This is a genomic window from Rhizobacter sp. J219, from assembly GCF_024700055.1.
Lineage (GTDB): Bacteria > Pseudomonadota > Gammaproteobacteria > Burkholderiales > Burkholderiaceae_C > Rhizobacter.
Window position 1 is genome coordinate 3,785,788 of sequence record NZ_JAJOND010000001.1, and the last position, 25,437, is coordinate 3,811,224.

A 25,437-nucleotide genomic window follows, 5' to 3' on the forward strand; every position below is an offset into this window, starting at 1 on the left:
GGACGACATTTTCTGTGGAGAACGTCATTTTCTCCTGTTCCATCAAGCGTTTACCTTCACACGAACCCTGTGTGCGAGTTGGCTGCATCGACAGGGACGAACCGACAACAACTTTGGACCGAAGCCTGGGCCTGTGGACAGCTCCACAGTTGTCATGAACTTGTCCCCAGACTTGTGATTTGACAACGACGCGCACCTTGGGTCAGCCCTTGAGCGTCTGTTCCAGCACATGCAGCTGCTGGTTGAAGCTCGGTGTTCTTCTGGCGCTCGGCGGCGATCTTGCGTACCGCGTGCAGCACCGTGGTGTGGTCGCGGCCGCCGAAGAGTTCGCCGATCTCGGGCAGGCTCTTCTGCGTCATCTCCTTGGCGATGTACATGGCGATCTGGCGCGGCCGGGCGATGCTGGCCGGGCGCTTCTTGCTGTACATGTCGGCGACCTTGATCTTGTAGAAGTCGGCCACCGTCTTCTGGATGTTCTCGACGCCGATCTGGCGGTTCTGGATCGACAGCAGGTCTTTCAGTGCCTCGCGGGCGAGCTGGATGTTGATGTCCTTCTGCGAGAAACGCGAATACGCGAGGATCTTGCGCAGCGCGCCCTCGAGCTCGCGCACGTTGGCGCGCACGTTCTTGGCCACGAAGAAGGCCACGTCCTCCGGCATCGAGGTGCCTTCGCTGTCGGCCTTGCGCATCAGGATGGCCACACGCATCTCGAAGCTCGGGCGGCTCGATGGCCACCGTGAGACCGGCGTCGAAGCGCGAGGTGAGGCGCTCATCGATGTCCACCAGGCCCTTTGGATAGGTGTCGCTGGTCATGATGATGTGGGCGCGCTTGGCCAGCAGCGCCTCGAAGGCGTTGAAGAACTCCTCCTGCGTGCGTTCCTTGCCGGCGAAGAACTGCACGTCGTCGATCAAGAGCAGGTCGAGCTGGTGGTACTTGGCCTTGAAACCGTCGAAGGTCTTGCGCTGGTAGTTCTTCACCACGTCGGTGATGAACTGTTCGGCGTGAAGGTAGAGCACGCGTGCGTCAGGACGGTCGGCCAGCAGGGCGTTGCCGACGGCGTGCACCAGATGGGTCTTGCCGAGGCCGACCCCGCCGTAGATGAAGAGCGGGTTGTACATCTGCCCCGGGGCGCCGGCCACATGCAGCGCGGCAGTGCGGGCCATCTGGTTGGCACGCCCGGGCACCAGCGTGTCGAAGGTCAGGGCCGGGTTCAGGCGATGGCGTGGAAGGGGAGCGCCGGGCTGCCCCTCGGCCGCTGGCCGGGCAGTACGGGGCGCATCGTTGGCGGCGGCTGGTGCCTGGCGCAGCGCTTGGGAGAAGGAGCGGGGGCCGCTCGGACGCACTTCGGCACCATTGGCGGCCAGGGGTTCGCGCGCGGCGAGGGTCAGGTCCAGGCGTACCGGCTTGCCGGCGAGTTCGCTCAGCACGGCCTCGATGCGGCCGGCGTACTGATTGCGGATCCAGTCGAGCTTGAAACGGTTGGGCACCTGCACACTGGCCACGGCCACATCACCGCCCTCGTCGGTGACGTCGGCCGCCGGCAGCGGCCGGATCCAGGTGTTGAATTGTTGTTCGGGCAACTCCGCCGCGAGTCGTTCGCAGCCACGTTGCCAGAGGTCAGCGCTCATTTGTGGAAAAGTCTTCTTAGGAGCGGCGGGATTCTACGTGCCCCTGGTTGCGGGAGACGCGGTTATCCACAGTTTCGGGGCGATGGTCAATCCCTTCACGAAAGCGCTGCCAGGCGCATGTTGCCGTGCAAGTCTTTGACTTCAAAGGGGCTTTTTGGTGTAATAGTGGGTTTCCCGAAGGCTTGGTCGATCGGTCGGCAACGGGGTTCGCATGGGGGTCTCCTTAAAGTTGGCAGAGGGGTCTTGCAGGTTGAACCCAGTGGCTGGCGAGTGTCTTAGCGCAGGTCTTCATCTTCACTTCCAGACCTTCAATCAGACCAGCAGGACTGCACCATGAAACGCACCTACCAAGCTTCCAAGACCCGCCGTGCCCGTACCCATGGCTTCCTCGTGCGCATGAAGACGCGTGGTGGCCGTGCGGTCATCAATGCCCGTCGCGCCAAGGGCCGCAAGCGCCTGGCCGTCTGAGGACGGCAGCTCTGCTGCACACGGCCGCGCCTTGACCTTGGACACGGTTGCGCCGTGATCGGTCGCATCGTGCGATCCGCCGACTTCGAACGCGTGCTGGGCACCCCTGCCCATGCGCGCAGTGTGCATTTCGCCGTTCACTACCTCCGCGCAGGCCCCAGCGGGGTCCGAAAGTCCACCTCCGCGCCAATTGACACCAAGTTGTCAACAGGCGAGGCACCGGAACAGGGCAAGCCTGTGGATGAATCGCTGCAAGCGCCGCCTTCCGGCTGCTGGCTGGGGGCTGTGGTCCCCAAGCGCCATGCCCGCCGTTCGGTTACGCGCAACCTGCTCAAGCGCCAGATCCGCGCCGCCGCGGTCGCTCAGGCGAGCCTGCAAGCGGGCCTGTGGGTGGTGCGGTTGCGTTCGCCGTTTGACCGAGCACGGTTCGCCAGCGCGGCGTCTGATGCCCTGCGCGACGAGGCTGGCCGTGAACTGTCGCGCCTGATGGCCGACGCGGTACGCCACGCGGCTGTGGCCTGACCGGGCACCGCCATGCGCGACGCCCTCCTCACCCTGCCTCGTCGCCTCTTGATGGCGCTGGTGCGTGGCTATCGCTTTTTTCTGAGCCCCTGGCTCGGCAGTGCCTGCCGGTTCGAACCGACCTGTTCCGCCTACGCCCTGCAGGCGCTGGATCGACATGGGGCCTGGGCCGGCAGCGGTCTTACGCTGTACCGCCTGGCCCGCTGCCACCCCTGGTGTGCCGGTGGGCACGACCCGGTGCCGGCGCAGGCGCCGCGCCTTTTCACCCGTCTTCTGACTTCTTCTCGCGAAAAGACCTCCCCATGACCGATATGCGCCGTACCCTGCTGTGGGTGGTGTTCCTGGTGTCGATGACCCTGCTGTGGAACAACTGGAACATGCACAACGGGCAGCCGTCGATGTTCGCGCCCACGCCCGCCAAGCCAGCTGCCACGAGTACAGCCGCCGCCTCCGGTGTGCCGGCCCCCGGGCAGACCGGCGCCGCCCCGACGCCTGCGGGTGCGGCCAGCGCTGTGGCTGCGGCCAGCGAACTGCGCACGGTCAGGACCGACCTCTTCGAGGCCACCTTCGACACCCGCGGTGCCGATCTTGTGAAGCTCATGCTGCTCAAGCACCCGAGCGATGCCGATCCGAAACAGCCGCTCGTCCTCTTTGACCGCAGCAGCGCACGCCAGTACCTCGCGCAGACCGGCCTCATTACCCGCCAGGCCGGTGTCAGCCTGCCGAACCACCACACGCTGCTGAAGCCGATGGCTGGCGACACCCAGCTCAAGGACGGCCAGGACACGCTCACCGTCGGCTTCGAGTCGGCCGACGCCGGCGTGAAGCTGCGCAAGAGCTACGTGTTCAAGCGCGGCCAGTACACCATCGGTGTGCGCCACGAGGTCATCAACGCCAGCGGCAGCGCGGTGCAACCCGAGCTGTACCTGCAGCTCGTGCGCGACGGCACCGTGCCGCCCAGCAGCATGTTCATGGCCCCCACCGCGTTCACCGGGCCGGCGGTCTACACGGAAGAGAAGCACTTCCAGAAGATTGAATTCACCGACATCGAGAAGCGCAAGGCCGAGCATGTGAAGTCGGCCGACAACGGCTGGGTCGCGATGGTCCAGCACTATTTCAACTCAGCGTGGCTGGTGCCGGCCAAGTCGCAGCGCGAGTTCCGCACCGACCGCATCGGCGACAACCTCTACTCCGTCGCGATGGTGCTCCCGCTCGGCAGCATTGCCCCGGACGCCACCCTCACGCACGAGGCCCAGCTCTACGCCGGCCCGCAGGAAGAGAACAAGCTCGAAGCCTTGGCACCCGGCCTGGAACTCGTGAAGGACTACGGCTGGTTCGCCGTCATCGCCAAGCCGCTCTTCTGGCTGCTCGACAAGCTGCACTCGTTGATCGGCAACTGGGGCTGGGCGATCGTCGCGCTGGTGGTGCTGTTGAAGATCGCGTTCTACTGGCTCAACGCGAGCGCCTACCGCTCGATGGCCAAGATGAAGGCGATCAATCCGCGCATCATGGAAATGCGCGAGCGCCTCAAAGACAAACCCCAGCAGATGCAGCAGGAGATGATGCGCATCTACCGCGAGGAGAAGGTCAACCCGCTCGGTGGTTGCCTGCCCATCCTTGTGCAGATGCCGTTCTTCATCGCACTGTACTGGGTGCTGCTGTCCAGCGTGGAGATGCGCAATGCCCCATGGATCGGCTGGATCACCGACCTGTCGGCGAAAGACCCGTACTACATCTTGCCGCTCCTGATGACCGGCTCGACGCTGCTGCAGACCTGGCTCAACCCGACGCCGCCGGACCCCGTACAGGCCCGCATGATGTGGATCATGCCCCTCATCTTCAGCGTGTTCTTTTTCTTCTTCCCGGCCGGCCTGGTGCTGTACTGGCTGACCAACAACGTGCTGGGCATCGCTCAGCAGTGGGTCATCAACAAGCGTCTGGGCGTGGCCTGAGCGGCGGGCGCACCGCGCGGAGAATGCGGCCATGCTGCCGCGCCACCACCAGCCCATCGTCGCCATCGCCACCGCCGTGGGGCGTGGCGCGGTGGGCATCGTGCGCGCCTCGGGGCGCGACCTGCGCCCGCTGATCGACGGTCTCTGCGGCCGCGCGCTGGTCGCGCGCCTCGCGACCTACGGGCCGTTTCTCGATGCTGAGGGCCAGCCGATCGACCGCGGCCTGGCGATCCATTTCCCGGCGCCTCATTCCTACACCGGCGAAGACGTGCTCGAGCTGCAGGCCCATGGTGGCCCGGTGGTGCTGCAGCTGCTGCTTGCACGCTGCCTCGAGCTCGGCCAGCACATCGGCCTGCGCCTGGCCGAGCCGGGCGAGTTCACCGAACGGGCCTACCTGAACGACAAGCTCGACCTCGCCCAGGCCGAGGCGGTGAGCGACCTGATCGACGCCAGCACCGAGGCTGCGGCACGCTCGGCCAGCCGCTCGCTGTCGGGCGGGTTTTCACGCGAGGTCGACACCTTGCGTGAGCAGATCGTGCGCCTGCGCATGCTGGTCGAGGCGACGCTCGATTTCCCCGAAGAAGAAATAGATTTCCTCAAGCAAGCCGATGCACAGGGCCAGCTCGACGCGATCCGCGGCCAGCTTGCCACCGTGCTCGACCATGCGCGGCAAGGGGCGCTGCTGCGTGAAGGCATCCGCGTCGTGCTCGCCGGCCAACCCAACGTCGGCAAGAGTTCCTTGCTCAACGCGCTGGCCGGGGCGGAGCTGGCGATCGTCACCCCCATCCCCGGCACCACCCGCGACAAGGTCAGCCAGACCATCCAGATCGAAGGCGTGCCGCTGCATGTGATCGACACCGCCGGCCTGCGCGACACCCGCGACACCGGCGACGAAGTCGAGCGCATCGGCATCGCGCGCAGTTGGGACGCCATCGGCCAGGCCGATGCGGTGCTCTTCCTGCACGACCTCACGCGGGTCGGCGAACCGGCCTACGACGCCGACGACCGGCTCATCGCGCAACGCCTCGCCCCGCTCGCCGAGCGTGTGCTGCACGTCTTCAACAAATGTGACCTGAAGGCTGCCCCCACCGGCGACGGCATCGCGATCTCGGCCCAGACCGGCAGCGGGCTCGACACGCTGCGCCAACGCCTGCTGCAGCTCGCCGGCTGGCATGCGCAGCCGGAAGGGGTCTACATCGCCCGTGCCCGCCACGTCGATGCGCTGCAGCGCACCCGTGCGCACCTGGACGCTGCGCAGGCGCAGCTGCGCGCCCCGCAGCCGGCCCTCGACCTGTTGGCCGAGGAGCTGCGCCTGGGCCACAACGCGCTGGCCGAAATCACCGGTGCCTTCACGCCTGACGATCTGCTGGGCGAAATCTTCAGCCGCTTCTGCATCGGCAAGTGACTGCTCCCCTCGCGCGGCAGTGCCCCTGAACCCGGGATCGTCTTTGCCGGCGCCCTCTCCAAGAATGACGGACTAACGTCCAACAGGGAGGGAGTCATGCACGACACAGTGCACACCATGAAGAGGGTTCTCCTCGTCGATCTCAACAATTTCGCGCGCTATCCGACATTGCCGATCGGCTACATGGCCGCCATCCTGCGGGCCGATGGCCTGCAGGTGGAGGTCTTCTCGCCGCTGATGGTGGGCGTTGGTGGGGTGGTGCGCGAGAAGCGCCCGCACCGCCTGGGCCTGCTGGTGTCCAAGCTCAACCACCGTGCCGCCACGTCGTCGCAGGCCTGGGTGCGCCGCTGGCGCCAGCGCCTGGCCGACGGGCGTGTCTCCGAACTGGCGGCGCACCACGACAAGGTGGTCGAGGGCTTTGCGCAAAGCCTCGCGAGCACCCGGCCCGACGTGGTGCTCATCTCCACCTACCTCATGTACCGCCCGGTGTGCGACCGCATCGGCGCCCTGTGCCGCGATGCCGGCGTGCCGGTGCTGATCGGCGGCCCATACTTCAGCCAGCCCGAGGTCATCCGCGAGTGGATGGGCACGCCCGGCCTGTCGGCCCTTGCCGCGGGCGAGGTGGAGCTGGAGTTGCCGCAGATCGTGCGCACGCTGATCGAGGGTGGCGACCTCGGGCCCTTTTCCGGCGTGATCTCGACCAACGCCCTCGGTGAAGTGTGCGGCCAGGTGGCGCCGCCGCTGACGCGGCTCGACGAGGTCCCGTTCCCGGACTACCAGGACTTCCCGTGGGGCCGCTACCCCAACCGCATCGCCCCCATCGTCACCGGCCGTGGTTGCGGCTGGGGCGTGTGCACCTTCTGCAGCGATGTCACCAGCACGGCGGGCCGCAGCTTTCGCAGCCGCAGCCCGGCCAACGTCTTGCAGGAGATGGCGCACCACCATCGCCGGCTCGGCGTCTCGCGCTTCGTCTTCACCGACCTCAAGCTCAACAGCGATCTCACGATGTGGCGAAGCCTTGCAGCCCAGGTGCAGGCCACGGTGCCGGGGGCCGAATGGATCGGTGCCGTTCACGTCGGCCCGGGCGAGAACGGGCTGAGCGCCGGCGAGCTGCGCGCCGCGGCGGCCAGCGGCTGCGTGCGCCTGACCACCGGTCTCGAAACCGGCAGCGAACACGTGGGCGAGCTGATGAAGAAAGGCACGCGGCGCGAGGCTGTCGGCCGTTTCCTTCAAGACGCCGCCGCGGCCGGCATCTCGACCCGCTGCACCATGATCACCGGCTACCCCGGCGAGCGTGCGCAGGACGTGCATGCGAGCGCGGCGTTTCTGGAGCTGCACCACGACGCCATCGAGCGGGTGTCGCTCAACCGCCTGAACGTGGTGATGGGCACCACGCTGCACCGCCGCCTGCAGGCCCAGCCGCAGCGCTTTCGTGGTGTCACCGTGCTGTCGCACGACGCGGCGATGGCCCAGGTCGAACACCACAACCAGGAGACGCACTCGTCCGAACACCGCCGTGCGATGGGCCGGCTGCTTTCGGCGGTGCACCGCATCAACCGCAAGACGCTGATGCCGCGGGCGCGCGAATTCGAAGGCGTGATGTGAACGGGCACGGCACGCCGGCGCCGCTGCGCCTGTGCTATTTCACCAACGTCTACCCGGCGCCCAGCCACACCACCATGCGGCGCGAGATCGAGGCGCTGACGGTGCTCGGCGTCTCGGTCGTGCGGGTGGCCGCGCGGCGCTTTGCCGGCCCGCTGGTCGAGCCGGCCGACCACGCGGAGGCGGCACGCACCGCCTACACCACCGCCTCGGTGTGGCGTGCCGGTGCCAGCCTGCTCGCCACGGCCATTCGCCGTCCGCGTGCCTTTGCGCGCACCCTGCACAGCGCCTGGCAGGTCGGCCGGTCGAGCCGGCGCGGCCGCTGGACCTACCTCATGTACCTGGGCGAGGCCTGCGTGCTGCTGCGCTTGTCGCGCGGCTGCAGCCACATCCATGCGAATTTCGGCAACGCGGTCGGCATCGCCGCGTTGTGCCGCCAGCTGGGCGGGCCGCCGGTGAGCCTGCGCATCCACGGGCCGGAGGAATTCGAAGCCTTCTCGCGCCGCGAGTGGGACTGGAAGCTGCAACAAGCGAGCTTCGTCGCACCGATCTCCGAGCACGGGGTGCGTCTGCTGCACGCGGTGCTGGCACCGCATCACCACGGCAAGGTTGCGCTGCTGCGCTGTGGCATCGACAACCCGGGCGCCCGGCCGGCGCCACCCTCCCTGCCCGCCGCGCCGCGCCTCGTCTGCGTGGCCCGGCTCGAAGCGCGCAAGGGGCATGGCGTCTTGCTGCAGGCGCTGCGCCGGCTGTGCGACGAGGGCCTGCCCGCCACGCTCACGCTGGTGGGCGATGGCGGCCTGCGCCCGTCGCTCGAACGCGAGGTACGGGCTCTTGGCCTGGCTGACCGCGTTCGCTTTGCCGGCTGGGCCGATGGAGCGGCCGTCGCACGGGCCCTGGCCGAGGCCCGGGTGGCGGTGCTGCCGAGCTTCGCCGAAGGCCTGCCCATCGTGCTGATGGAGGCTTTTGCGTGGGGCCGCGCGGTGGTGGCGACCGATGTTGCCGGCATTCCCGAACTGGTGCGGCATGGCGAGTCGGGCTGGTTGGTCCGGCCGGGAGATGTCGGGGCTCTCGCGCGTGCCTTGCGCGAGGCGCTTCAAGCGAGCGACGAGCAGCTCGCTGCGAGGGCCTGCGCCGGCCGCGAGCGGGTGCGCCTACAACACGACGTGGAGCTGCTGATGCAGGACCTGCTGCAGCGCGTGGGCCGCGCGTAACACCTGGTCGCAGTCACCGTTGTGGTGCTTCTGCCCGACGCCGATAATCGCCCCACCTGAGCCGCAGCGCTCACTTCACGGGCCTCGTGCACACCATGGACTTCAACGAACTGGTCAACGCGATCCAGACGCTCAACACGGAAGATGCGTTCCGGGCCCGGCTGAACGCCGAGCAGTGGCGCACCGTCGGCCCCTACTTCACGCAGCACGACATCCGTGCCGGTGACCTGCTCATCAAGCAGGGCGACACCGACCGCAGCATGTACTTTCTCGGCCGCGGTTCGCTGCAGGTGTTCGTGACCGGGGGCGCGCCCGGCAGCAATCGCATCGCGATCCTGCGCCCGGGCTCGGTGGTTGGCGAGCCCGGCCTCTTCGGCGACGGCCCGCGCATGGCGAGCGTCGAAGCGGTCACGCCGTCGGTGGTCTGGGCGCTGCGTGGCCCGCGCCTGGAAGAGCTGGCCCAGCGCTCGCCCGCCCTCGCACTCGAGATCGTTCGGGCGGCCGGGGGGTGATGGCGCAGCGCATGCGCGCCAACATGGCCAACAAGATGCCCTTCGCCTGACGGCGCTTTCGCCCCGATCCGGTCTTGGGTCGGGCCTCGATCGAATGTCGGTTCGTGCCACGGGAGTGGCAAGTTCGGCCATCGCCGGGGCGTATTCCGGTCTGCAGAACCGTTTGTCCCTCAAGTGACGAGCCGTAACGGGAAAGCCCGCTGATCGCCCAATTGCACGGGCGGGTACTGTCGAAAAGAACGCGCGCACAAAAGCGCGCTTCTTCCCGAACAGCAACGATCCCAGGAGACTTCGATGAAATCCTTCCCTTCCTTGCGGCTGGCCGCCGTGGCCGGCGCGGTCCTGCTCGCGTCTTGTGGTGGTGGTGACGACGATGCGCCGGCGCCGGAAGAAACCCGTGCGCAGGATTCGCGAACGTTCACCGCAACGCCGGCGACCACCTTCGCGGCCATGCCGCCGCTGGCCGGGGCGAGCCAGACCGACATCGACACGCTCAACGGCACCAGCCGCTGGGCCGGCGTGCTCAACGGCGCGGCCTACCGGGTCGAGGTTCCGGCCAACTGGAACGGCCGCCTCGTGATGTACGCCCACGGCTACGCCGGCACCGGCGCGGCGCTCGGCGTGAACCCTCCGTCGATCCGGCGTCACCTGATCATGAACGGCTACGCCTGGGCCGCGTCGAGCTACACGAAGAACTACTACGACGTGCGTGCCGGTGTGGAAGACACCAACGCCCTGGCGCTCGAGTTCAACCGCATCGCGCAGGCCAACTCGCGCCCGCTGCCGGCACCGACCAAGCTCTACATCACCGGCCACTCGATGGGCGGGCACATCACCGCCGCCGCGATCGAGGACGAAGCCTTCGCCACCGCGCGCAACAAGGTGCGCTACCACGGCGCGGTGCCGATGTGCGGCGTGACCGGCGACACCGTGCTCTTCGACACCTTCGCCGCGATGCAGGTCTCGGCGCTGGCCGTGGCCGGCATTCCCAACTACCCGTTCACCCGCTGGTCGGAGGTGTCGGGCCTGGTGACGGGCACGCTCTTTCAGACCTTCCCCACGCCCGCCGCGCCGACGACGCCAATCACCACCACCGCGGTGGCCGGTGCCCGCTACGCCTCGATCGTCGAGAACCTCACCGGCGGCCCGCGCCCGCTCTTCGCGCAAGGCCTGCAGTTCGGCGGCAGCTTCCCGTCGGCCTACGGCACCTTCGGCGGCGACGGCACGGTGAACGGCATCCTCAACCGCCCCGGCATCGACACCAACGCCTTCACTTACACCATCACCGGGGACGCCACCACCTCGGCTGCCATCAACGCCGCCGCGCAGAAGGTGACGGCCGATCCCGAGGCCAACCGCCTGCGCCGCGACGGTCTGCGCTGGATCCCCAAGGTCAACGGCGAATTCCGGATTCCGGTGGTGGCCATCCACACGCTGGGTGACCTCTTCGTGCCGTTCAACATGCTGCAGGTGTACGCGCAGCGCACCGCGGCCCGGGGCAACAGCCAGTATCTGGTGACACGCGCCATCCGCGGTGCGAGCCATTGCGACTTCACCATCGCCGAGCAGGTGCAGGCCTTTTCGGACATGGTGGCCTGGGAAGCGGGCGGTGCGCGGCCTGCCGGTGACGACGTGCTGACCCCGGCCACGGTGGCGGCGCCGACCTACGGCTGCACCTTCACCAACAACACGCGCGGCCAGGACGAAAGCGGCACGGTCAACGCCCTGCGCCCGGCGATCGTCGCCCAGGTGCCCTGCCCCTGAGCCTGTCGTGACCCGGGCTCGGCCGGCTCAGACCCGGCCGAGCAGCTTGCCCTCGGCCAGTGCCAGCGCCTCGGGCAGGCCTGAGAGCACCAGTGTGTCGCCCGCGGCCAGCGTGAGCTGGTCGTCGGGGTTCGTCACCTTGCCCGACGCCCGCCGCACCGACACCACGCTCACGCCCACCGCATGCAGCGCCAGGTCGGCGAGCGGCTGCCCCAGGCTCGCGGCGGCCGGCGGCAGGCTCACGCTCAAGAGGCGCGCCTGCTGCAGGTCGTCGACGGTGTCGTCGTCGGCGCCGTGGAAGTAGCCGCGCAAGAGGCTGTAGCGCGCGTCGCGCTGGTCCTGCACCACACGGATCACGCGGCGCATCGGCACGCCCACGAGCGCGAGCGCATGGCTTGCGAGCATCAGCGAACCCTCAACCGCTTCGGGCACTACCTCGGTCGCACCGGCGGCGCGCAGGCGTTCGATGTCGGCATCGTCGATCGTGCGCACCACCACCGGCACGGTCGGCGCGTGCTCCTGCACCAGGTGCAGGATCTTCAGCGCCGACGGGGTGTCGTGGTAGCTCACCACCACCGCGCTGGCCCGCGCGAGGCCGGCGGCCATCAGGCTTTGCAGGCGGGCCGCGTCGCCGAACACCACGCTCTGCCCCGCCGCTGCGGCCTGACGCACCCGGTCGGGGTCGAGGTCGAGCGCCATGTAGGGAATGCGCTCCAGGTCGAGCAAGCGCGCGAGGTTCTGCCCGCTGCGGCCGTAGCCGCAGATGATGACGTGCGCCTCGGTGTTGATCGCACGCTTGGCGATGCTCGTCATCGCCACCGACTGCATGAGCCAGTCGCTCGCCGACAGGCGCATCACGATGCGGTTGCTGTACATCACGATGAAAGGCGTGGCCAGCATCGACAGCACCATGCTCGCCAGCACCGCGCTCTGCAGTGCCGGCGACAGCAGGCCCTCGCCTTGCGCAAGGTTGACCAGCACGAAGCCGAACTCGCCGGCCTGCGCGAGGTAGAGGCCGGTGCGCAGCGCCACGCCGGTGGCCGCGCCGAAGAGCCTGGCGAGCGCGGCCACCAGCCCGAACTTGAATGCCACCGGCACCGCGCTCAGCAGCAGCACCAGCGGCCACTGCGAGAGCACGATCTCCATGTCGAGCTTCATGCCGATGGTGATGAAGAAGAGCCCGAGCAGCACGTCGTGGAAGGGCCGGATGTCGGTTTCCACCTGGTGCTTGTATTCGGTCTCGGCGATCAGCATGCCGGCGACGAAGGCGCCGAGCGCGAGCGACAGGCCGGCGTGCTCGGTCAGCCACGACAGGCCCAGCGTCACCAGCAGCAGGTTGAGGATGAAGAGCCCTCGCTCTTGCGACGCGCCACCAGCGTCAGCCACCAGCGCATCACCCGCTGGCCACCGACCAGCAGCACGGTCAGCAGCGCGCCGGCCTTGAGCGTGGCCAGCGCCAGTTCGCGCATCAGCTCCTCCGGCGACGAGCCGAGCGCGGGGATCAGCACGATCAGCGGCACCACCGCCAAGTCCTGGAACAGCAGCACGCCCATCACGCGCCGGCCGTGTTCGCTTTCCAGCTCCAGCCGCTCGGCCATCAGCTTGACCACGATGGCGGTGCTGCTCATCGCGAGCGCGCCGCCGAGCGCGAAGGCGCTGCGCCAGTTGAGGCCCCATTCGCGCCCGATCGTGGCGAACGCCCACGCCAGCAGCGCGTTGCCGGCGAGTGCGATCAGCACCGTCAGCACCACCTGGCTCAGGCCGAGGCCGAACACCAGCTTGCGCATGCTCTTGAGCTTGGGCAGGTTGAACTCGAGCCCGATCACGAACATCAGGAATACCACGCCGAATTCGGCGAGGTAGGTGACGCTCGGGGAGTCCTTGGCGAGTGCCAGTGCATTCGGCCCGATCAGCACGCCCACCGCCAGGTAGCCCAGCATCGGTGGCAGGCGCAGCATGCGGCACGCCACCACCCCGCCCACGGCGGCAATCAGATAGAGCAGGACCAGTTCAAGCGTGCTGACCATGAGGGCGCTGGTGATGGCGCAAGCAGGGACGGAAGGGGCACAGGCCGCGTGCCTACAATCGCCCGATCGTACTGGACAGCTTCGCCCACAAGCCCTTCCTCGTGTCCTCTGCCACCCCTCTTTCTGCCCACTTCGATGCCGATCGTGCGCTGGACCTCGCACGCAAGACCATCGACATCGAGGCCGCGGCACTGATCGGACTCAAGACCCGCCTGGGCGATGACTTCGGGCGGGCGATGTCGGCCATCCTGCGTTGCACCGGCCGCGTGGTGGTGATGGGCATGGGCAAGAGCGGCCATGTGGGCCGCAAGATCGCTGCCACGCTCGCCTCCACCGGCACGCCGGCGTTCTTCGTGCACCCCGCCGAGGCCAGCCATGGCGACCTCGGCATGGTGGCGCCGGGCGATGTGGTGCTGGCGATCTCCAACTCCGGTGAGGCGAACGAACTGACGGCCATCCTGCCGGCCATCCGCCGTATCGGCGTGACGCTGGTCGCGATGACCGGCCGGCGTGATTCCACCCTGGCCCAGCATGCCGACATCGTGCTCGACAGCGCAGTCGACGCCGAGGCCTGCCCGCTCAACCTCGCGCCCACCGCCAGCACCACCGCGCAGATGGCGCTCGGCGATGCGCTGGCCGTGGCGCTGCTTGACGCCCGCGGCTTCCGCGAAGAAGACTTCGCGCGTTCGCACCCCGGCGGCAGCTTGGGCCGCAAGCTGCTGACCCACGTGCGCGACGTGATGCGCAGCGGTGACGACGTGCCGCGTGTCGCGCCCGGCACCCCCTTCGTCGACATGATGCGCGAGATGACGCAGAAGGGCCTCGGCGCCACCGCCATCACCGACCCGCAAGGCAAGGTGCTAGGCATCTTCACCGACGGCGACTTGCGGCGCGGCATTGAAAGCGGCCGCGACCTCCGGGCGCTGTCTGCGGCCGAGGTGATGCACACGCAGCCGCGCACCATCCGCCCCGATGTGCTCGCAGTGGAGGCGGCCGACCTGATGGAGGCGCACCGCATCACCAGTGTTCTGGTCGTTGACCACCAGGGGGTGCTGGTGGGCGCGCTCAACTTCAACGACCTGATGCGCGCCAAGGTCATCTGATGCGTGAGCTGACGCCAGTGCTGCGCTTCGCACCCGAGCTTCTGTTGAAGGCCCAGCCCGTGCGTGCCGCGATCTTCGACGTCGACGGCGTGCTCACCGACGGGCGCATCTACATCAGCGAGCACGGCGAAGAGTTCAAGGCCTTCAGCACGCTTGACGGCCATGGCTTGAAGCTGCTGGCGCAGGGCGGCATCACCCCCATCGTCATCACCGGCCGCGATTCACCGGCAGTGCGCCGGCGGGTGGCCGACCTCGGCATCACCCACGCCGTCTACGGTGCCCACGACAAGCTGGCGGCAGCGCAGGGGTTGCTGCAACAGCTGTCGCTCGACTGGCCGGCGCTGGCCGCGATGGGCGACGACTGGCCCGACCTGCCGCTGATGACGCGCGCCGGCTTCGCCTGCGCCCCCGCCAACGGCCACGCCGAAGTGCGTGCGATCGCGCACCACGTCACCAGCACCCCGGGCGGGCACGGCGCGGCGCGTGAGTTCTGCGACCTGCTGCTGATGGCCGCCAACCGCTACGCGGCCCTGCTGCACGGCCACCTTGTCACGCTCGATGCGGCGGGATGAGCCCATGGCCGCACCCCTGGCCGGTGTGACCGCTGCGGCTGACCGCCCGTCGGCCGGCACCGAACAGCCCTGGCGCTGGCGCGTGCTCGAGTTCTTTTCGGCTTACCTGCCCCTCCTGATGATGGCGCTGCTGGCGCTCGGCACCTGGTGGCTGGTGAAGAACACGCCGGTGATCGAACGCGACCGCGCTGCCGCGCCGCTGCGCCACGAGCCCGACTACGAGATGCGCAATTTCTCGGTGCAGCGCTTCGGCGCGCAGGGGCCGCTCAAGGCACAGATCGACGGCGACGCCCTGCGCCACTACCCCGACACCGACACCGTCGAGATCGACAACGTGCGCGTGCGCGCGATCGGTGCCGATGGCCGCATCACCTACGCGAGTGCGCGCCGCGGCATCGCCAACGGCGCCGGCACCGAGGTGCAGCTGCTCGGGGGCGCGCAGGTGGTCAGCGAAGCCACCCCCACCGCCCCGGCGCTCGACTTTCGCGGCGAGTTCCTGCACGCGTTCCTCGACACCGAGCGGGTGAAGTCGCACCTGCCGGTCACGGTCACCCGTGGCGACACGCAGGTGTTTGCCGAGGGCATGGAGTACAGCCACCTCGACCGATTGATCCAGTTCAGCGGGCGCATGCGCGCGAGCTTCCAGCCCCGATCGCCCAAGGACCCCGCACGATGAGCACTGCCCCGCTGGTCTACATCACCGGAGCGTCGAGCGGCATCGGCCAGGCGCTCGCGCTGCGCTACTACCGCGCCGGCTATCGGCTCGCGCTGGTGGCCCGGCGCGAGGGCGAGCTGCGCCAATGGGCCGAGCGCGAAGGCCTCGAGGCTTCGCGGGTGGCCGTCTATGGCGCCGACGTGCGCGACATCGCGAGCATCACCGGCGCCGGCCGCGCCTGCATCGAGGCCCAAGGCCTGCCCGACGTGGTGATCGCCAACGCCGGCATCAGCATCGGCATCGACACCGCCATCTACGACGACCTCGAGATGATGCGCACCGTCTACGAGACCAACAACATCGGCATGGCGGCAACCTTCCAGCCCTTCGTCACGCCGATGCGCGCTCGCCGTTCGGGCACGCTGGTGGGCATCGCCAGCGTGGCCGGCATCCGCGGCCTGCCCGGCCATGCCGCGTACTGCTCCAGCAAGGCGGCGACCATCAGCTACTGCGAGAGCCTGCGTGGCGAGCTGCGCGATGTGGGTGTGAAGGTCGTCACCATCGCGCCGGGCTATGTGGAGACCCCGCTCACGCGCCGCAACCGCTACCCGATGCCGTTTCTGATGAAGGCCGATGCCTTCGCAGAGCGTGCCTTCCGCACCATCTCCGCGGGCCACAGCTACCGCGTGATTCCTTGGCAGATGGCGCTCGTGGCCAAGCTGCTGCGCGCGTTGCCCAACGCCGTCTTCGACCTGGCGCTCGCCGGGCGGCCGCGCAAACAACGCCAGGGCGAATAGAGAACGCCGAGAGCAAACGAAAAAGCGGTGGATGCTTTCGCATCCACCGCCTTGCGTTTGAATCGGCTTGTCAGCCGGTGGCGATCAGTAGCCGCCGCGGCCACCGCCGCCGCCACCGTAGCCGCCACCACCGCCGCCGTAGCCACCGCCACCACCGGAGCGGCCACCGCCGCCACCGTAGCCGCCGCGGCCACCACCACCGCCACCGCCGTAGCCGCCACCACCACCACCGCCGTAGCCGCCGCCACCGCCGGAGCGGCCACCGCCACCACCGCCGAAGCCGCCACCACCACCTGAGCGGAAGCCACCCGGACGCTCTTCGCGCGGACGGGCTTCGTTGACCACGAGGGCGCGGCCTTCGAGGGCCTGGCCGTTCATGCCGTTGATCGCAGATTGCGCTTCAGCGTCCGAGCCCATTTCCACGAAGCCGAAGCCTTTGGAGCGGCCGGTGTCGCGGTCCATCATGACCTTGGCCGAGGACACGGTGCCGAATTGCGCGAACGCTTGTTGAAGGTCGTCGTCGCGCACGCTGTAGGCGAGGTTGCCGACGTAGAGTTTGTTGCCCATGGAGAGCGCCTTTCTTTCCTGATGACAGAGAACAATCTGGAGCTTTTACCTATCCTCGAAACATTCGAGTAGAAACATTCAAGCGAAGGCGCTGCATCCAATACCGGGGAATTTCCATTATCAAGTCATTCTGCAAAGCCGCGCAAATAGTGGAAAGCCCTGCAATTCGCTCAAGTTGAAACTGTTGTTTTGAGAGCTGCCCGATGCGAAACCTGCAGGACATTCGTATTGCAAGCCTGGTGCCCAGTCTCACCGAGCTCGTTGTGGAATTGGGTTTGGGCCGGCATTTGGTGGCGCGCACCGGGTTTTGCATTCACCCTGCACCGCAGTTGCGCGAGGTGCCCAAAGTGGGAGGCACCAAGGATGTGAATCTCGCCAAATTGCGGCGATTGGCACCCACGCACGTGCTGGTGAATGTCGATGAAAACCGGGTCGACATCGTCCCGGCGCTGCAGGCGATGGGTGCCGAACTGCTGGTGACCCACCCCAACGCGCCCGACGACAACCTCGCGCTCGTGGCCCAGCTCGTCGAGGCTTTCGGTCACCTGCCAGGCGTGGCGGCGCGGGCCGAGCGCCTGCAAGACGCCTTGCGCGAGCAGCTGGCGCAGTGTCGCCGCGTGGCGCCGGCGCCCCAGCGGGTGCTTTATCTGATCTGGCACGACCCGTGGATGACGGTCGCCCGCGACACCTACCTCTCGCGCATGCTGGCCATGGTGCAGTGGCACACCGAGCCGGCGCTCGCAGGCGGTGAGCGCGGCGCCGCGCGCTATCCGGTGGTGCGCGGCGACGAGGCCTGGCTCGCCTCGGTGCAGCGCGTGCTGCTGAGTTCGGAGCCCTTCCGCTTCGACGACGCGCACCGGCAGGCCGCGCAGGCACTGTGCCCACAGGCGGTGGTGCAGCGGGTCGACGGCGAACTGCTGAGCTGGTACGGTGCGCGCGCTGTGCCCGGCCTGCGCTACCTGCGCGAACTCGCCACGGCCTGACGGAGAACCCCGCCCCGATGGACCTGCTCAAACCGCTGATCGCGCTCCTGGCCATCGTCAACCCGATCGGGGCCATTCCCTTCTACATCCACTTCACTGAAGGCTTCAGCGCCGAGCAGCGCCGCCGCACGGTGCGGGTCGCGGCGTTCAGCGCCTTCGTGGTGATCGCCGTCAGCGCGCTGGCGGGCCTGAAGATCATCGAGTTCTTCGGCATCTCGCTCGCGTCCTTCCAGGTCGGTGGCGGCACGCTGCTCCTGATCTCGGCGCTGCAGATGCTCAATGCACGTCAGGCCGAAACCCGCGAAGAAGACGTGAGCGAGGGCGACGACAAGGTCGATGCCGGCGACAGCATCGCGGTGGTGCCGCTCACCATCCCGCTGCTCACCGGCCCGGCCACCATTTCCACCATGGTGATCTACGCCGACAAGACCCGCCACTGGTGGGAGCTGGCCTATCTCGTCGGGTACGGCGTGGTGATCGGCGTCTCGGTGTGGCTGGCCTTCAGCGCCGCCGGCCGCATCGCCCGCGTGCTCGGCAAGACCGGCATCAACGTGATGACGCGGCTGATGGGCCTGATCCTCGCGGCGCTCGCGGTCGAGGTGATGTCGGACGGGCTGATCAAGCTCTTCCCCATCCTGGCGTCGACGGTGCGCTGAGCGCCCCGTCCGGGCTTCACACCGGCTTCATCCCGACTTCACGGCCGGCCGTGACAGTGCGGCGCTTCAACCCGGGAGCCACGCACATGAGATTGAACCCCCTCCTCGCCAAGGTTCTGGCGATCACCGTCATCGTCGGGCTGCTGATGCTTGCCCTCGGCCGCATCGGCAGCCTGGCCGACGAGCGCCAGCAGCGCTTCCACGAGGCGCTGGCGAGCGTCGAGCAGAGCCAGGCGGGCCGGCAGGCGCTGCTCGGCCCGGTGCTGCACAGCCAGTGCAGCGAGGAGTGGGACAGCGTCACCGGCGAAGGCCGCGAGCGCAGCACCACCACGCACCGGCGCGAGTTCCAGCTCACCGCCACGCCGCGCCAGCTCGCGGTGCAGGCGGCGGTGACGATGGAGCCGCGCTACCGCGGCCTCTTCAAGGTCAACACCTACGTGAGCCGCACCCAGTTCAAGGCGCAGTGGCCCACGCTGGCCGCCCTGCGCCCGGTGGCCGAACACGCCGGCTCGCGGCTGGTGTGCCAGCCACCGGTGCTGATGGTGGGCGTGAGCGATGCCCGAGGCATCCGCCAGGCCGCGGTGCAGGTCGGCGGCGACAGCCTCATGGTGGCGGCCGGCACGGGCCACAAGAGCCACCCGCGCGGGTTCCATGTGCGCCTGCCCGAAGCGCTGCGCCAGGCCGATGCGCCCGTCATTGCCGAGGTGACGCTCGAACTCGTGGGCACGGCCGAGCTTGCCGTCGCGCCGGTCGCAGACGACACCCGCATGAAGCTCGACGCCAACTGGCCGCACCCCTCGTTCGGCGGCCGCTTCCTGCCGGTGGCGCGCGAGGTCCGCGACGACGGCTTCAGCGCCACCTGGCAGATGTCGTCGCTGGCCACCACCGCGCCGCTCGACTTCGCCCGCGGTGCCGGTCTGTGCGCCGCGCACGAGGGCCCGGAAGGCAAATGCATCGAGAGCTTCAACATCTCGTTCATCGACCCGGTGAACCCCTATTCGATGAGCGACCGCGCCATCAAGTACGGCCTGCTCTTCATCGCGCTCACCTTTGTCGCGGTGGGCCTGGCCGAGGTGATGCGTCGCCTGCGGGTGCACCCGATCCAGTACCTGCTGGTGGGCAGCGCCCTGAGCATCTTCTTCCTGCTGCTGCTGAGCCTGTCGGAGCACCTGTCGTTCGGCAGGTCGTATGCGCTGGCGAGTGCGGCCTGCGTGTCGCTGCTCGGCTTCTACGGCCGCCACCTGCTCGGCGGCTGGCGCGCCGGGGCCCTCTTCGGCGCCGGCATCGCAGGCCTCTACGGGGCGCTGTACCTGCTGCTGCAGATGGAGCAGACCTCGCTCGTCATCGGCTCGCTGCTGCTCTTTGTGGTGCTCGCCTCGGCGATGGTGATGACGCGCCGGGTTGACTGGTACGCGCTGCTGCGCAGCCCCGGCACCCCCGCCGCACAACCGGCGAACAATTGAAACCAACACCTTGCGCACAACGAGGGTCATGACGGGGGTCAAACCAAGGGGGCGGCGGCTAGACTTTGCGCCGAACCGCCGGGCCCCCGTCCTTGAACCCAACATCCCCTTCAGAAACGCCTGTCTACGACTACATCGTCTGCGGCGCCGGCACCGCCGGCTGCCTGCTCGCCAACCGGCTGAGTGCCGACCCGAAGAAGCGGGTGCTGCTGATCGAAGCCGGCGGCAAGGACGACTACCTCTGGATCCACATTCCGGTCGGTTATCTCTACTGCATCGGCAACCCGCGCACCGACTGGCTGTACCAGACCGAGCCCGACCCAGGACTCAACGGCCGCCGGCTGCGCTACCCGCGCGGCAAGGTGCTGGGCGGCTGCTCCAGCATCAACGGGATGATCTACATGCGCGGTCAGGCGCGCGACTACGACCACTGGGGCGCGCTCGGCAACGAGGGCTGGAGCTGGCGCGAGTGCCTGCCGGCCTTCATGAAGCACGAAGACTTCCACAAGGGTGCCGACGAGTTCCACGCCGCGCCCGGCTTCGACATGACCGGCAAACGCCCCGGCGGCGAGTGGCGCGTCGAGAAGCAGCGCCTGCGCTGGGACGTGCTCGATGCCTTTGCCGAAGCGGCCCAGCAGGCCGGCATCCCGCACAGCAACGACTTCAACCGCGGTGACAACGAAGGCGTCGGCTACTTCGACGTCAACCAGCGCCGCGGCATCCGCTGGAATGCCGCCAAGGCCTTCCTGCGCCCCGCGCTCGACCGCGACAACCTGCAGGTGTGGACCGGCGCGCACGTCTCGCGGGTGCTGTTTGGCGAGGGCGACGACGCGCGCCGCGCGATCGGCGTCGAGGTGCTGCCGCACGGCGGCGGCGAGCCACACGTCGCGCATGCCCGCGCCGAAGTGATCCTCGCCAGCGGGGCGGTCAACACGCCGCAGATCCTGCAGCTGTCGGGCCTGGGCGCCGGCAGCGTGCTGCAGCACCACGGCATCGCGGTGCGCCACCACCTGCCGGGGGTGGGCGGCAACCTGCAAGACCACCTGCAGATCCGCGCCGTCTACGGCGTCACCGGCGTGCGCACGCTCAACACCCAGGCGCGCCACTGGTGGGGCAAGGCGTTGATCGGCCTCGAATACCTGTTGAAGCAGACCGGCGCCATGAGCATGGCGCCCTCTCAGCTGGGCGCCTTCACGCGCAGCGATCCGTCGCAGCCGCACCCGAACCTCGAATACCACGTGCAGCCGCTGTCGCTCGACGCCTTCGGCGAGCCGCTGCACCCGTTCAACGCGTTCACCGCCAGCGTGTGCAACCTCAACCCGACGAGCCGCGGCCAGGTGCAGCTGCGCAGCGCCTCGCCGCTCGATGCGCCGCTGATCCAGGCCAACTACCTGAGTACGGAGGCCGACCGCCACATCGCTGCGCAGTCGCTGCGCGTCACACGGCGCATCGTGGCCCAGCCGGCGCTTGCGAATTACGCGCCGCAAGAGATCAAGCCGGGCCCGCAGTTCGAGACCGACGAAGACCTGGCGCGGCTTGCTGGCGACATCGGCACCACCATCTTCCACCCGGTGGGCACGGCCAAGATGGGCCCCGAAGCCGACCCACTCGCCGTGGTCGACGCCCGCCTCAAGGTGCACGGCGTGCGCGGCCTGCGCGTGGTCGACGCCAGCATCATGCCCACCATCACCAGCGGCAACACCAATTCGCCCACGCTGATGATTGCCGAGCGGGCGGCCGGCTGGATCCTGGCCGGGCACTGACCCTTGGACTATACGCTCTCCTTCGGCTTCACGACGGCCATCAACCTCATCGTCGGCCTGTCGCTGCTGCTCACCTGGTGGCGCGATCCGCGGCAGGTCTTCACCCGCGACCTCGGCTGGGCCTACCTCGCGCAGACGCTGGTGCCGGTGGCCTACATGCTGAGCACGCGGGCGCCGTGGCCGCTGGCGCGCGGGGCGGGCACGCTGCTGGTGGTGGTGGTGTCGGCGCTGTACGTGGGCCTGCTGATGCTCGGCAGCGCACGGCTGGCCGGCTACGTGCCCTCCCGCCGGCACATCCTCTGGCTCTTCGGCGGCCTCTTCGCACTCGGCCTCGGGCTGATCCAGATCGACGCCCGCTGGGCGCAGGCGTCGAGTGCCACCTTGCACATGGCCGCCGGCATGGTCGCGCTGGGCTGGTTGTGGAACCGCGGGTTCGCCGAGCGCCTGGTCGGCGGGTTGCTCGTGCTGGTGGGCGCCAACCAGTACATCTTCGTCGTCACCGGCGAGGCCGGGCTCGGCGTGCAGCTGGCGATCGCCGGCGTGCTGAGGCTCATCCTCGGCCTGGCGCTGCTGCACACCGCGGTGACACGCTCCTCGGAGGAGTCACGCCGCCTGCGCCTGCGCTTCCAGCAGCTGGTCGAGCATTCGCACCAGGGCGTGGCGGTGGTGCAGGGTGAACGCGTGCTCTACGCCAACCCGGCACTGCTGCGGGTCTACGGCCTCAATTCGCTGGCCGACCTCAACACCTTCTGGCGCGGCCCGAGCGCCCTCACCGAAAGCGAGCGCCTGGCTGCCCGCGAGCGCCACCGCCAGGTGATCGACGGCGAGATCCCGCAGGCCAACTGGGACGGCGTGCGGGTGCGCGCCGATGGCACGCCGATCCAGCTGCGCTTCACCGCCTGGCGCATCGACTGGGACGGCCAGCCCGCCGAGCAGGTGGTGGTGACCGACGAGACCGTGCAGCACAACGCCGCCCGCGCGCTGCAGCACCAGGCCACGCACGACGGCCTGACCGGCCTGCCCAACCGCAACGCGCTGCACGAGCGGCTGCGCCAGCTGTGCGCGCAGCCCGGCAAACGTTTCGCGCTGCTGCTGCTCGACGTCGACCGCTTCAAGCTCTTCAACGAAGCCCATGGCCATTCGCTCGGCGACGAGGTGCTGCGCACGCTCGCCGGCGCGCTGCAGCAGGCGGTCAACGGCGACGCGCAGGTGCTGCGCCTGGGCGAAGACGAGTTCGCGCTGCTGGCGCCGAAGGCGCACGACGAAGCGAGTGTGCGGGCCCTGGGCGAGCAGGTGCGCGAGCGGCTGGCGCAGGCGCTCAACGTGCCGTCGCTGACGCACACGCCGCACGAGTTCTTCCTCGATGTGTCGATGGGGGCCGCGCTGCACCCCGTCGGCCCCGGCACGCCGGAGGCGCTGCTGCGTGCGGCCACCGCGGCGATGCACCGGGCCAAGTCGGTGCCTGGCACCTCGCTGCAGTTCCCGCCCGAAGGGTTCGAGCGCGGCTCGGGCCAGGTGCTCGATGCCGAGCAGGGCCTGCGCGCCGGCGTCAGCAAAGACGAGTTCGTGCTCTTCTACCAGCCCAAGGTCGATGCGAAGAGCGGCGCGCTGGTGGGCTTCGAGGCCCTGGTGCGCTGGGACCGCCCGGGCCAGGGCCGGGTGGCGCCGAGCGACTTCATCCCCGCGGCCGAACGGACCGGCCTCATCGGCCCGCTCGGCCGGCTGATCCTGGCCCAGGCCTGCCAGCAGATCGCCCGCTGGCGCGCGGAGCATGGCGAGGCCTATCCGGTGGCCGTCAACGTGTCGCCCCTGCAGCTGATCGACGCGCAGTTCCCGCAGCTGGTGGCCGACACGCTGGCCCGGCATCGCGTGCCGCCGGCCTTGCTCACGCTCGAACTGACCGAGAGCGCCGCCGTCACCCACATGGAGCAGGCGCGCGACCAGATCCGACAGATGCGCGAGCTGGGCGTGCGTGTGGCGCTCGACGACTTCGGCACCGGCTTCTCGTCGCTCAACCTGCTGCGCAGCCTGCCGGTGAGCACGGTCAAGATCGACCGCTCGCTGATCGAGCCGCTGCCCGCCCCCGATGCCGGCGCGGTGATCAAGGCGATCTGCCAGCTCGCGGCCGTGCTGCAGCTCGACGTGGTGGCCGAAGGCGTGGAGACCGAAGCGCAGGCGCAGGCCGCACGGCAGGCCGGCTGCCAGGTGCTGCAGGGTGCGCTCTACGCGACGCCGCTCACCGTCGACGACGCCGGGGCCTGGCTGGCACGAGCCTGACGCGCAAGAGGCCTGGTGCCGATGTGCGCCGGTGCTGTTGAAAACGCCCGAATTTGGCGGCGACATCACTCAGGGTGAGTGCTCCCTCGACGCCGCTCCACTAGAGTGGCGCCCGCATTCGAAACACCCATGTCCTCGCTCGCTGCCCTCACCGCCGGCATGGCCCTGCCGGCTGCCATCGACACTTTCATGAAACGCGGCGCGTCCTACGGGCCGCCGCTGCCGCTGAAAGAGCTGAACGTGCACGTGCCCGTCGCGCCAGTGACGCTCGACAACGGCGGGGCCTACACGATCACGCTGTACGGCGGGCCGACGCTGAGCTTCTCGGTCAACGCGAAACCCGGCCGCCTTCTCGGCACGGCCTAGACGCGGACGCGGGTCAAGGGGCCGTCAGTTCAGCCGCTTCACCAGCGCCTGCGCAAAGGCCGAGGTGCTCGCCTTGCCCCCCAGGTCGCCGGTACGCACGTTGTCGACGTTGAGCGTGTCGTGCACCGCACGCCGCACGCGCTCGGCCTTGTCGTGCAGCTTCACGTGGTCGAGCATCATCGCGGCGGCGAGGATGAGCGCAGTCGGGTTGGCGATGCCTTTGCCCGCGATGTCCGGGGCCGAGCCGTGCACCGCTTCGAAGATGGCCGCGTCGGTGCCGATGTTGGCGCCCGGGGCCATGCCGAGACCGCCCACCAGGCCGGCCACCAGGTCGGAGAGGATGTCGCCGAAGAGGTTGGTGGTGACGATCACGTCGAACTGGTAGGGGTTGAGCACCAGCTTCATCGCGCAGGCGTCGACGATCACCGTCTCGAACTGGATGCGATCCTTGTACTTGGCCTCGTAGACCTGCTGCGCGGTCTCGAGAAAGATGCCCGTCAGCGCCTTCATGATGTTGGCCTTGTGCACCACGGTGATCTTCTTGCGGCCGGTGGCGATGGCGTGCTCGAAGGCGAATTCGAGCAGGCGGCGGCTGCCGGCGCGGGTGTTGATGCCGGTGGCCATGGCCACCGCGTGCGGGTCGCCGTCGATCGCCACGTAGTGCTCGTGGCCGATGTACAGGCCTTCGAGGTTCTCGCGCACGATCACGAGGTCGATGTTGTCGTAGCGCCCACCGGGGATCACCGTCAGCGCCGGGCGCAGGTTGGCGTAGAGCTTGAACTCCTCGCGCAGGCGCACGTTCGAGGAGCGATAGCCGCTGCCCGACGGCGTTTCGAGCGGGCCCTTCAGCGCCAGGCGCGTGCGGCGGATGCTGTCGAGCGTGGCCTTGGGCAGCGGGTCGCCGGCGGCGGCCACACCGCCGAGGCCGGCCACCTGGCGGTCCCATTCGAAGGGGGCGCCCACCGCGTCGAGCACGGCGAGGGTCGCGTCCATGATTTCAGGACCGATCCCGTCGCCGGGGATCAGGGTGGCGGGGATGGTCTGGGGCATGGCGCGGGCCTTTCGCAAGCAGGGACGGTTGGGAGAGCGGGGAGGATACCTGCCGCAATCCGCATGCCAGTGCGAAGTAGCGCGAGGCTC

The 25,437-nt window shown here is 68.7% G+C and carries 21 protein-coding genes and 2 pseudogenes; 19 read left to right on the plus strand and 4 right to left on the minus strand.

Annotated features, from left to right (window positions below; genetic code table 11):
- Positions 1-202 precede the first annotated feature (202 nt).
- A pseudogene (gene dnaA, locus LRS03_RS17905) lies at positions 203-1,629 on the minus strand (chromosomal replication initiator protein DnaA).
- Between the two features lie 333 nt (positions 1,630-1,962).
- On the opposite strand from dnaA, the gene rpmH reads away from it, so the two are divergent.
- The 9 genes from rpmH (at position 1,963) to LRS03_RS17950 (ending at position 11,068) form a co-directional block, all read left to right on the plus strand.
- Complete coding sequence (gene rpmH / locus LRS03_RS17910) at positions 1,963-2,097, plus strand: 50S ribosomal protein L34 (RefSeq protein ID WP_047486751.1); 135 nt, start codon at positions 1,963-1,965, stop codon at positions 2,095-2,097.
- Positions 2,098-2,151: 54 nt separating this feature from the next.
- Positions 2,152-2,619: a ribonuclease P protein component gene (locus tag LRS03_RS17915; protein ID WP_257827150.1), complete on the plus strand. Its 468-nt coding sequence runs from the start codon at positions 2,152-2,154 to the stop codon at positions 2,617-2,619.
- Between the two features lie 33 nt (positions 2,620-2,652).
- Positions 2,653-2,925: a membrane protein insertion efficiency factor YidD gene (yidD, locus tag LRS03_RS17920; protein ID WP_257829593.1), complete on the plus strand. Its 273-nt coding sequence runs from the start codon at positions 2,653-2,655 to the stop codon at positions 2,923-2,925.
- The gene (gene yidC, locus LRS03_RS17925; RefSeq protein ID WP_257827151.1) at positions 2,922-4,571 is read left to right on the plus strand and encodes a membrane protein insertase YidC; all 1,650 of its coding nucleotides are present in this window, start codon (positions 2,922-2,924) and stop codon (positions 4,569-4,571) included. Before yidD ends, yidC begins: the two co-directional genes overlap by 4 nt.
- A gap of 31 nt (positions 4,572-4,602) precedes the next feature.
- Positions 4,603-5,976 (plus strand): tRNA uridine-5-carboxymethylaminomethyl(34) synthesis GTPase MnmE, encoded by a 1,374-nt coding sequence (gene mnmE / locus LRS03_RS17930; RefSeq protein ID WP_257827152.1) that lies wholly within the window; start codon positions 4,603-4,605, stop codon positions 5,974-5,976.
- A 117-nt stretch (positions 5,977-6,093) separates the two neighbouring features.
- A complete protein-coding gene (locus tag LRS03_RS17935) occupies positions 6,094-7,581 on the plus strand; it encodes a B12-binding domain-containing radical SAM protein (RefSeq protein WP_257827153.1) in 1,488 nt (495 codons plus the stop codon).
- Positions 7,578-8,792: a glycosyltransferase family 4 protein gene (locus LRS03_RS17940; protein WP_257827154.1), complete on the plus strand. Its 1,215-nt coding sequence runs from the start codon at positions 7,578-7,580 to the stop codon at positions 8,790-8,792. The genes LRS03_RS17935 and LRS03_RS17940 overlap by 4 nt, the downstream gene beginning before the upstream one ends.
- 95 nt (positions 8,793-8,887) lie before the next feature.
- A complete protein-coding gene (locus tag LRS03_RS17945; RefSeq protein ID WP_257827155.1) occupies positions 8,888-9,304 on the plus strand; it encodes a cyclic nucleotide-binding domain-containing protein in 417 nt (138 codons plus the stop codon).
- Between the two features lie 294 nt (positions 9,305-9,598).
- Positions 9,599-11,068 carry an alpha/beta hydrolase family protein gene (locus LRS03_RS17950; protein WP_257827156.1) on the plus strand — a complete coding sequence of 490 codons (1,470 nt, stop codon included), beginning with the start codon at positions 9,599-9,601 and terminating at the stop codon, positions 11,066-11,068.
- A 27-nt stretch (positions 11,069-11,095) separates the two neighbouring features.
- Here the strand turns inward: LRS03_RS17950 and LRS03_RS17955 are convergent.
- Positions 11,096-13,095, minus strand: a pseudogene (locus LRS03_RS17955) (cation:proton antiporter).
- Positions 13,096-13,196: 101 nt separating this feature from the next.
- On the opposite strand from LRS03_RS17955, the gene LRS03_RS17960 reads away from it, so the two are divergent.
- From LRS03_RS17960 to LRS03_RS17975, 4 genes are read left to right on the plus strand one after another with little or no spacing between them, the layout of a single operon-like run.
- Complete coding sequence (locus LRS03_RS17960; protein ID WP_257827157.1) at positions 13,197-14,198, plus strand: KpsF/GutQ family sugar-phosphate isomerase; 1,002 nt, start codon at positions 13,197-13,199, stop codon at positions 14,196-14,198.
- Positions 14,198-14,770, plus strand: coding sequence for a KdsC family phosphatase (locus LRS03_RS17965; protein ID WP_257827158.1), 573 nt, complete (start codon positions 14,198-14,200; stop codon positions 14,768-14,770). Before LRS03_RS17960 ends, LRS03_RS17965 begins: the two co-directional genes overlap by 1 nt.
- Positions 14,771-14,774: 4 nt before the next feature.
- Complete coding sequence (gene lptC, locus LRS03_RS17970) at positions 14,775-15,446, plus strand: LPS export ABC transporter periplasmic protein LptC (RefSeq protein WP_257827159.1); 672 nt, start codon at positions 14,775-14,777, stop codon at positions 15,444-15,446.
- The gene (locus tag LRS03_RS17975) at positions 15,443-16,222 is read left to right on the plus strand and encodes an SDR family oxidoreductase (RefSeq protein WP_257827160.1); all 780 of its coding nucleotides are present in this window, start codon (positions 15,443-15,445) and stop codon (positions 16,220-16,222) included. Before lptC ends, LRS03_RS17975 begins: the two co-directional genes overlap by 4 nt.
- Before the next feature lie 84 nt (positions 16,223-16,306).
- Here the strand turns inward: LRS03_RS17975 and rbp are convergent, their stop codons facing one another.
- A complete protein-coding gene (rbp, locus tag LRS03_RS17980) occupies positions 16,307-16,789 on the minus strand; it encodes an RNA-binding regulator (protein ID WP_257827161.1) in 483 nt (160 codons plus the stop codon).
- 203 nt (positions 16,790-16,992) lie between these two features.
- Here rbp and LRS03_RS17985 point away from each other — a divergent pair, with 203 nt between their 5' ends.
- The 6 genes from LRS03_RS17985 to LRS03_RS18010 all read left to right on the plus strand — a co-directional run bounded on the left by LRS03_RS17985 (position 16,993) and on the right by LRS03_RS18010 (position 24,297).
- On the plus strand, positions 16,993-17,772 hold the full coding sequence (locus tag LRS03_RS17985; protein WP_257827162.1) for a helical backbone metal receptor: 780 nt from the start codon (positions 16,993-16,995) through the stop codon (positions 17,770-17,772).
- A gap of 17 nt (positions 17,773-17,789) precedes the next feature.
- On the plus strand, positions 17,790-18,428 hold the full coding sequence (locus tag LRS03_RS17990) for a MarC family protein (protein WP_257827163.1): 639 nt from the start codon (positions 17,790-17,792) through the stop codon (positions 18,426-18,428).
- A gap of 86 nt (positions 18,429-18,514) precedes the next feature.
- Complete coding sequence (gene creD, locus LRS03_RS17995) at positions 18,515-19,891, plus strand: cell envelope integrity protein CreD (RefSeq protein WP_257827164.1); 1,377 nt, start codon at positions 18,515-18,517, stop codon at positions 19,889-19,891.
- 92 nt (positions 19,892-19,983) lie between these two features.
- Positions 19,984-21,654, plus strand: coding sequence for a GMC family oxidoreductase (locus tag LRS03_RS18000; RefSeq protein ID WP_257827165.1), 1,671 nt, complete (start codon positions 19,984-19,986; stop codon positions 21,652-21,654).
- Between the two features lie 3 nt (positions 21,655-21,657).
- Positions 21,658-23,931: a putative bifunctional diguanylate cyclase/phosphodiesterase gene (locus LRS03_RS18005; RefSeq protein ID WP_257827167.1), complete on the plus strand. Its 2,274-nt coding sequence runs from the start codon at positions 21,658-21,660 to the stop codon at positions 23,929-23,931.
- 129 nt (positions 23,932-24,060) lie between these two features.
- On the plus strand, positions 24,061-24,297 hold the full coding sequence (locus tag LRS03_RS18010) for a hypothetical protein (protein WP_257827168.1): 237 nt from the start codon (positions 24,061-24,063) through the stop codon (positions 24,295-24,297).
- A gap of 24 nt (positions 24,298-24,321) precedes the next feature.
- Here LRS03_RS18010 and LRS03_RS18015 read toward each other — a convergent pair whose 3' ends face one another.
- Complete coding sequence (locus LRS03_RS18015; protein ID WP_257827169.1) at positions 24,322-25,347, minus strand: isocitrate/isopropylmalate dehydrogenase family protein; 1,026 nt, start codon at positions 25,345-25,347, stop codon at positions 24,322-24,324.
- Positions 25,348-25,437 lie beyond the last annotated feature (90 nt).

Bases quoted from the DNA above. Each gene is read 5' to 3' on its own strand.
- rbp (WP_257827161.1), bottom strand. From the start codon at position 16,789: ATGGGCAACAAACTCTACGTCGGCAACCTCGCCTACAGCGTGCGCGAC.
- LRS03_RS17950 (WP_257827156.1), top strand. From the start codon at position 9,599: ATGAAATCCTTCCCTTCCTTGCGGCTGGCCGCCGTGGCCGGCGCGGTC.
- rpmH (WP_047486751.1), top strand. From the start codon at position 1,963: ATGAAACGCACCTACCAAGCTTCCAAGACCCGCCGTGCCCGTACCCAT.
- LRS03_RS17990 (WP_257827163.1), top strand. From the start codon at position 17,790: ATGGACCTGCTCAAACCGCTGATCGCGCTCCTGGCCATCGTCAACCCG.
- creD (WP_257827164.1), top strand. From the start codon at position 18,515: ATGAGATTGAACCCCCTCCTCGCCAAGGTTCTGGCGATCACCGTCATC.
- LRS03_RS17985 (WP_257827162.1), top strand. From the start codon at position 16,993: ATGCGAAACCTGCAGGACATTCGTATTGCAAGCCTGGTGCCCAGTCTC.
- mnmE (WP_257827152.1), top strand. From the start codon at position 4,603: ATGCTGCCGCGCCACCACCAGCCCATCGTCGCCATCGCCACCGCCGTG.
- LRS03_RS17935 (WP_257827153.1), top strand. From the start codon at position 6,094: ATGAAGAGGGTTCTCCTCGTCGATCTCAACAATTTCGCGCGCTATCCG.
- LRS03_RS17975 (WP_257827160.1), top strand. From the start codon at position 15,443: ATGAGCACTGCCCCGCTGGTCTACATCACCGGAGCGTCGAGCGGCATC.
- LRS03_RS17945 (WP_257827155.1), top strand. From the start codon at position 8,888: ATGGACTTCAACGAACTGGTCAACGCGATCCAGACGCTCAACACGGAA.
- yidC (WP_257827151.1), top strand. From the start codon at position 2,922: ATGACCGATATGCGCCGTACCCTGCTGTGGGTGGTGTTCCTGGTGTCG.
- LRS03_RS18010 (WP_257827168.1), top strand. From the start codon at position 24,061: ATGTCCTCGCTCGCTGCCCTCACCGCCGGCATGGCCCTGCCGGCTGCC.
- LRS03_RS18015 (WP_257827169.1), bottom strand. From the start codon at position 25,347: ATGCCCCAGACCATCCCCGCCACCCTGATCCCCGGCGACGGGATCGGT.
- lptC (WP_257827159.1), top strand. From the start codon at position 14,775: ATGGCCGCACCCCTGGCCGGTGTGACCGCTGCGGCTGACCGCCCGTCG.
- LRS03_RS17965 (WP_257827158.1), top strand. From the start codon at position 14,198: ATGCGTGAGCTGACGCCAGTGCTGCGCTTCGCACCCGAGCTTCTGTTG.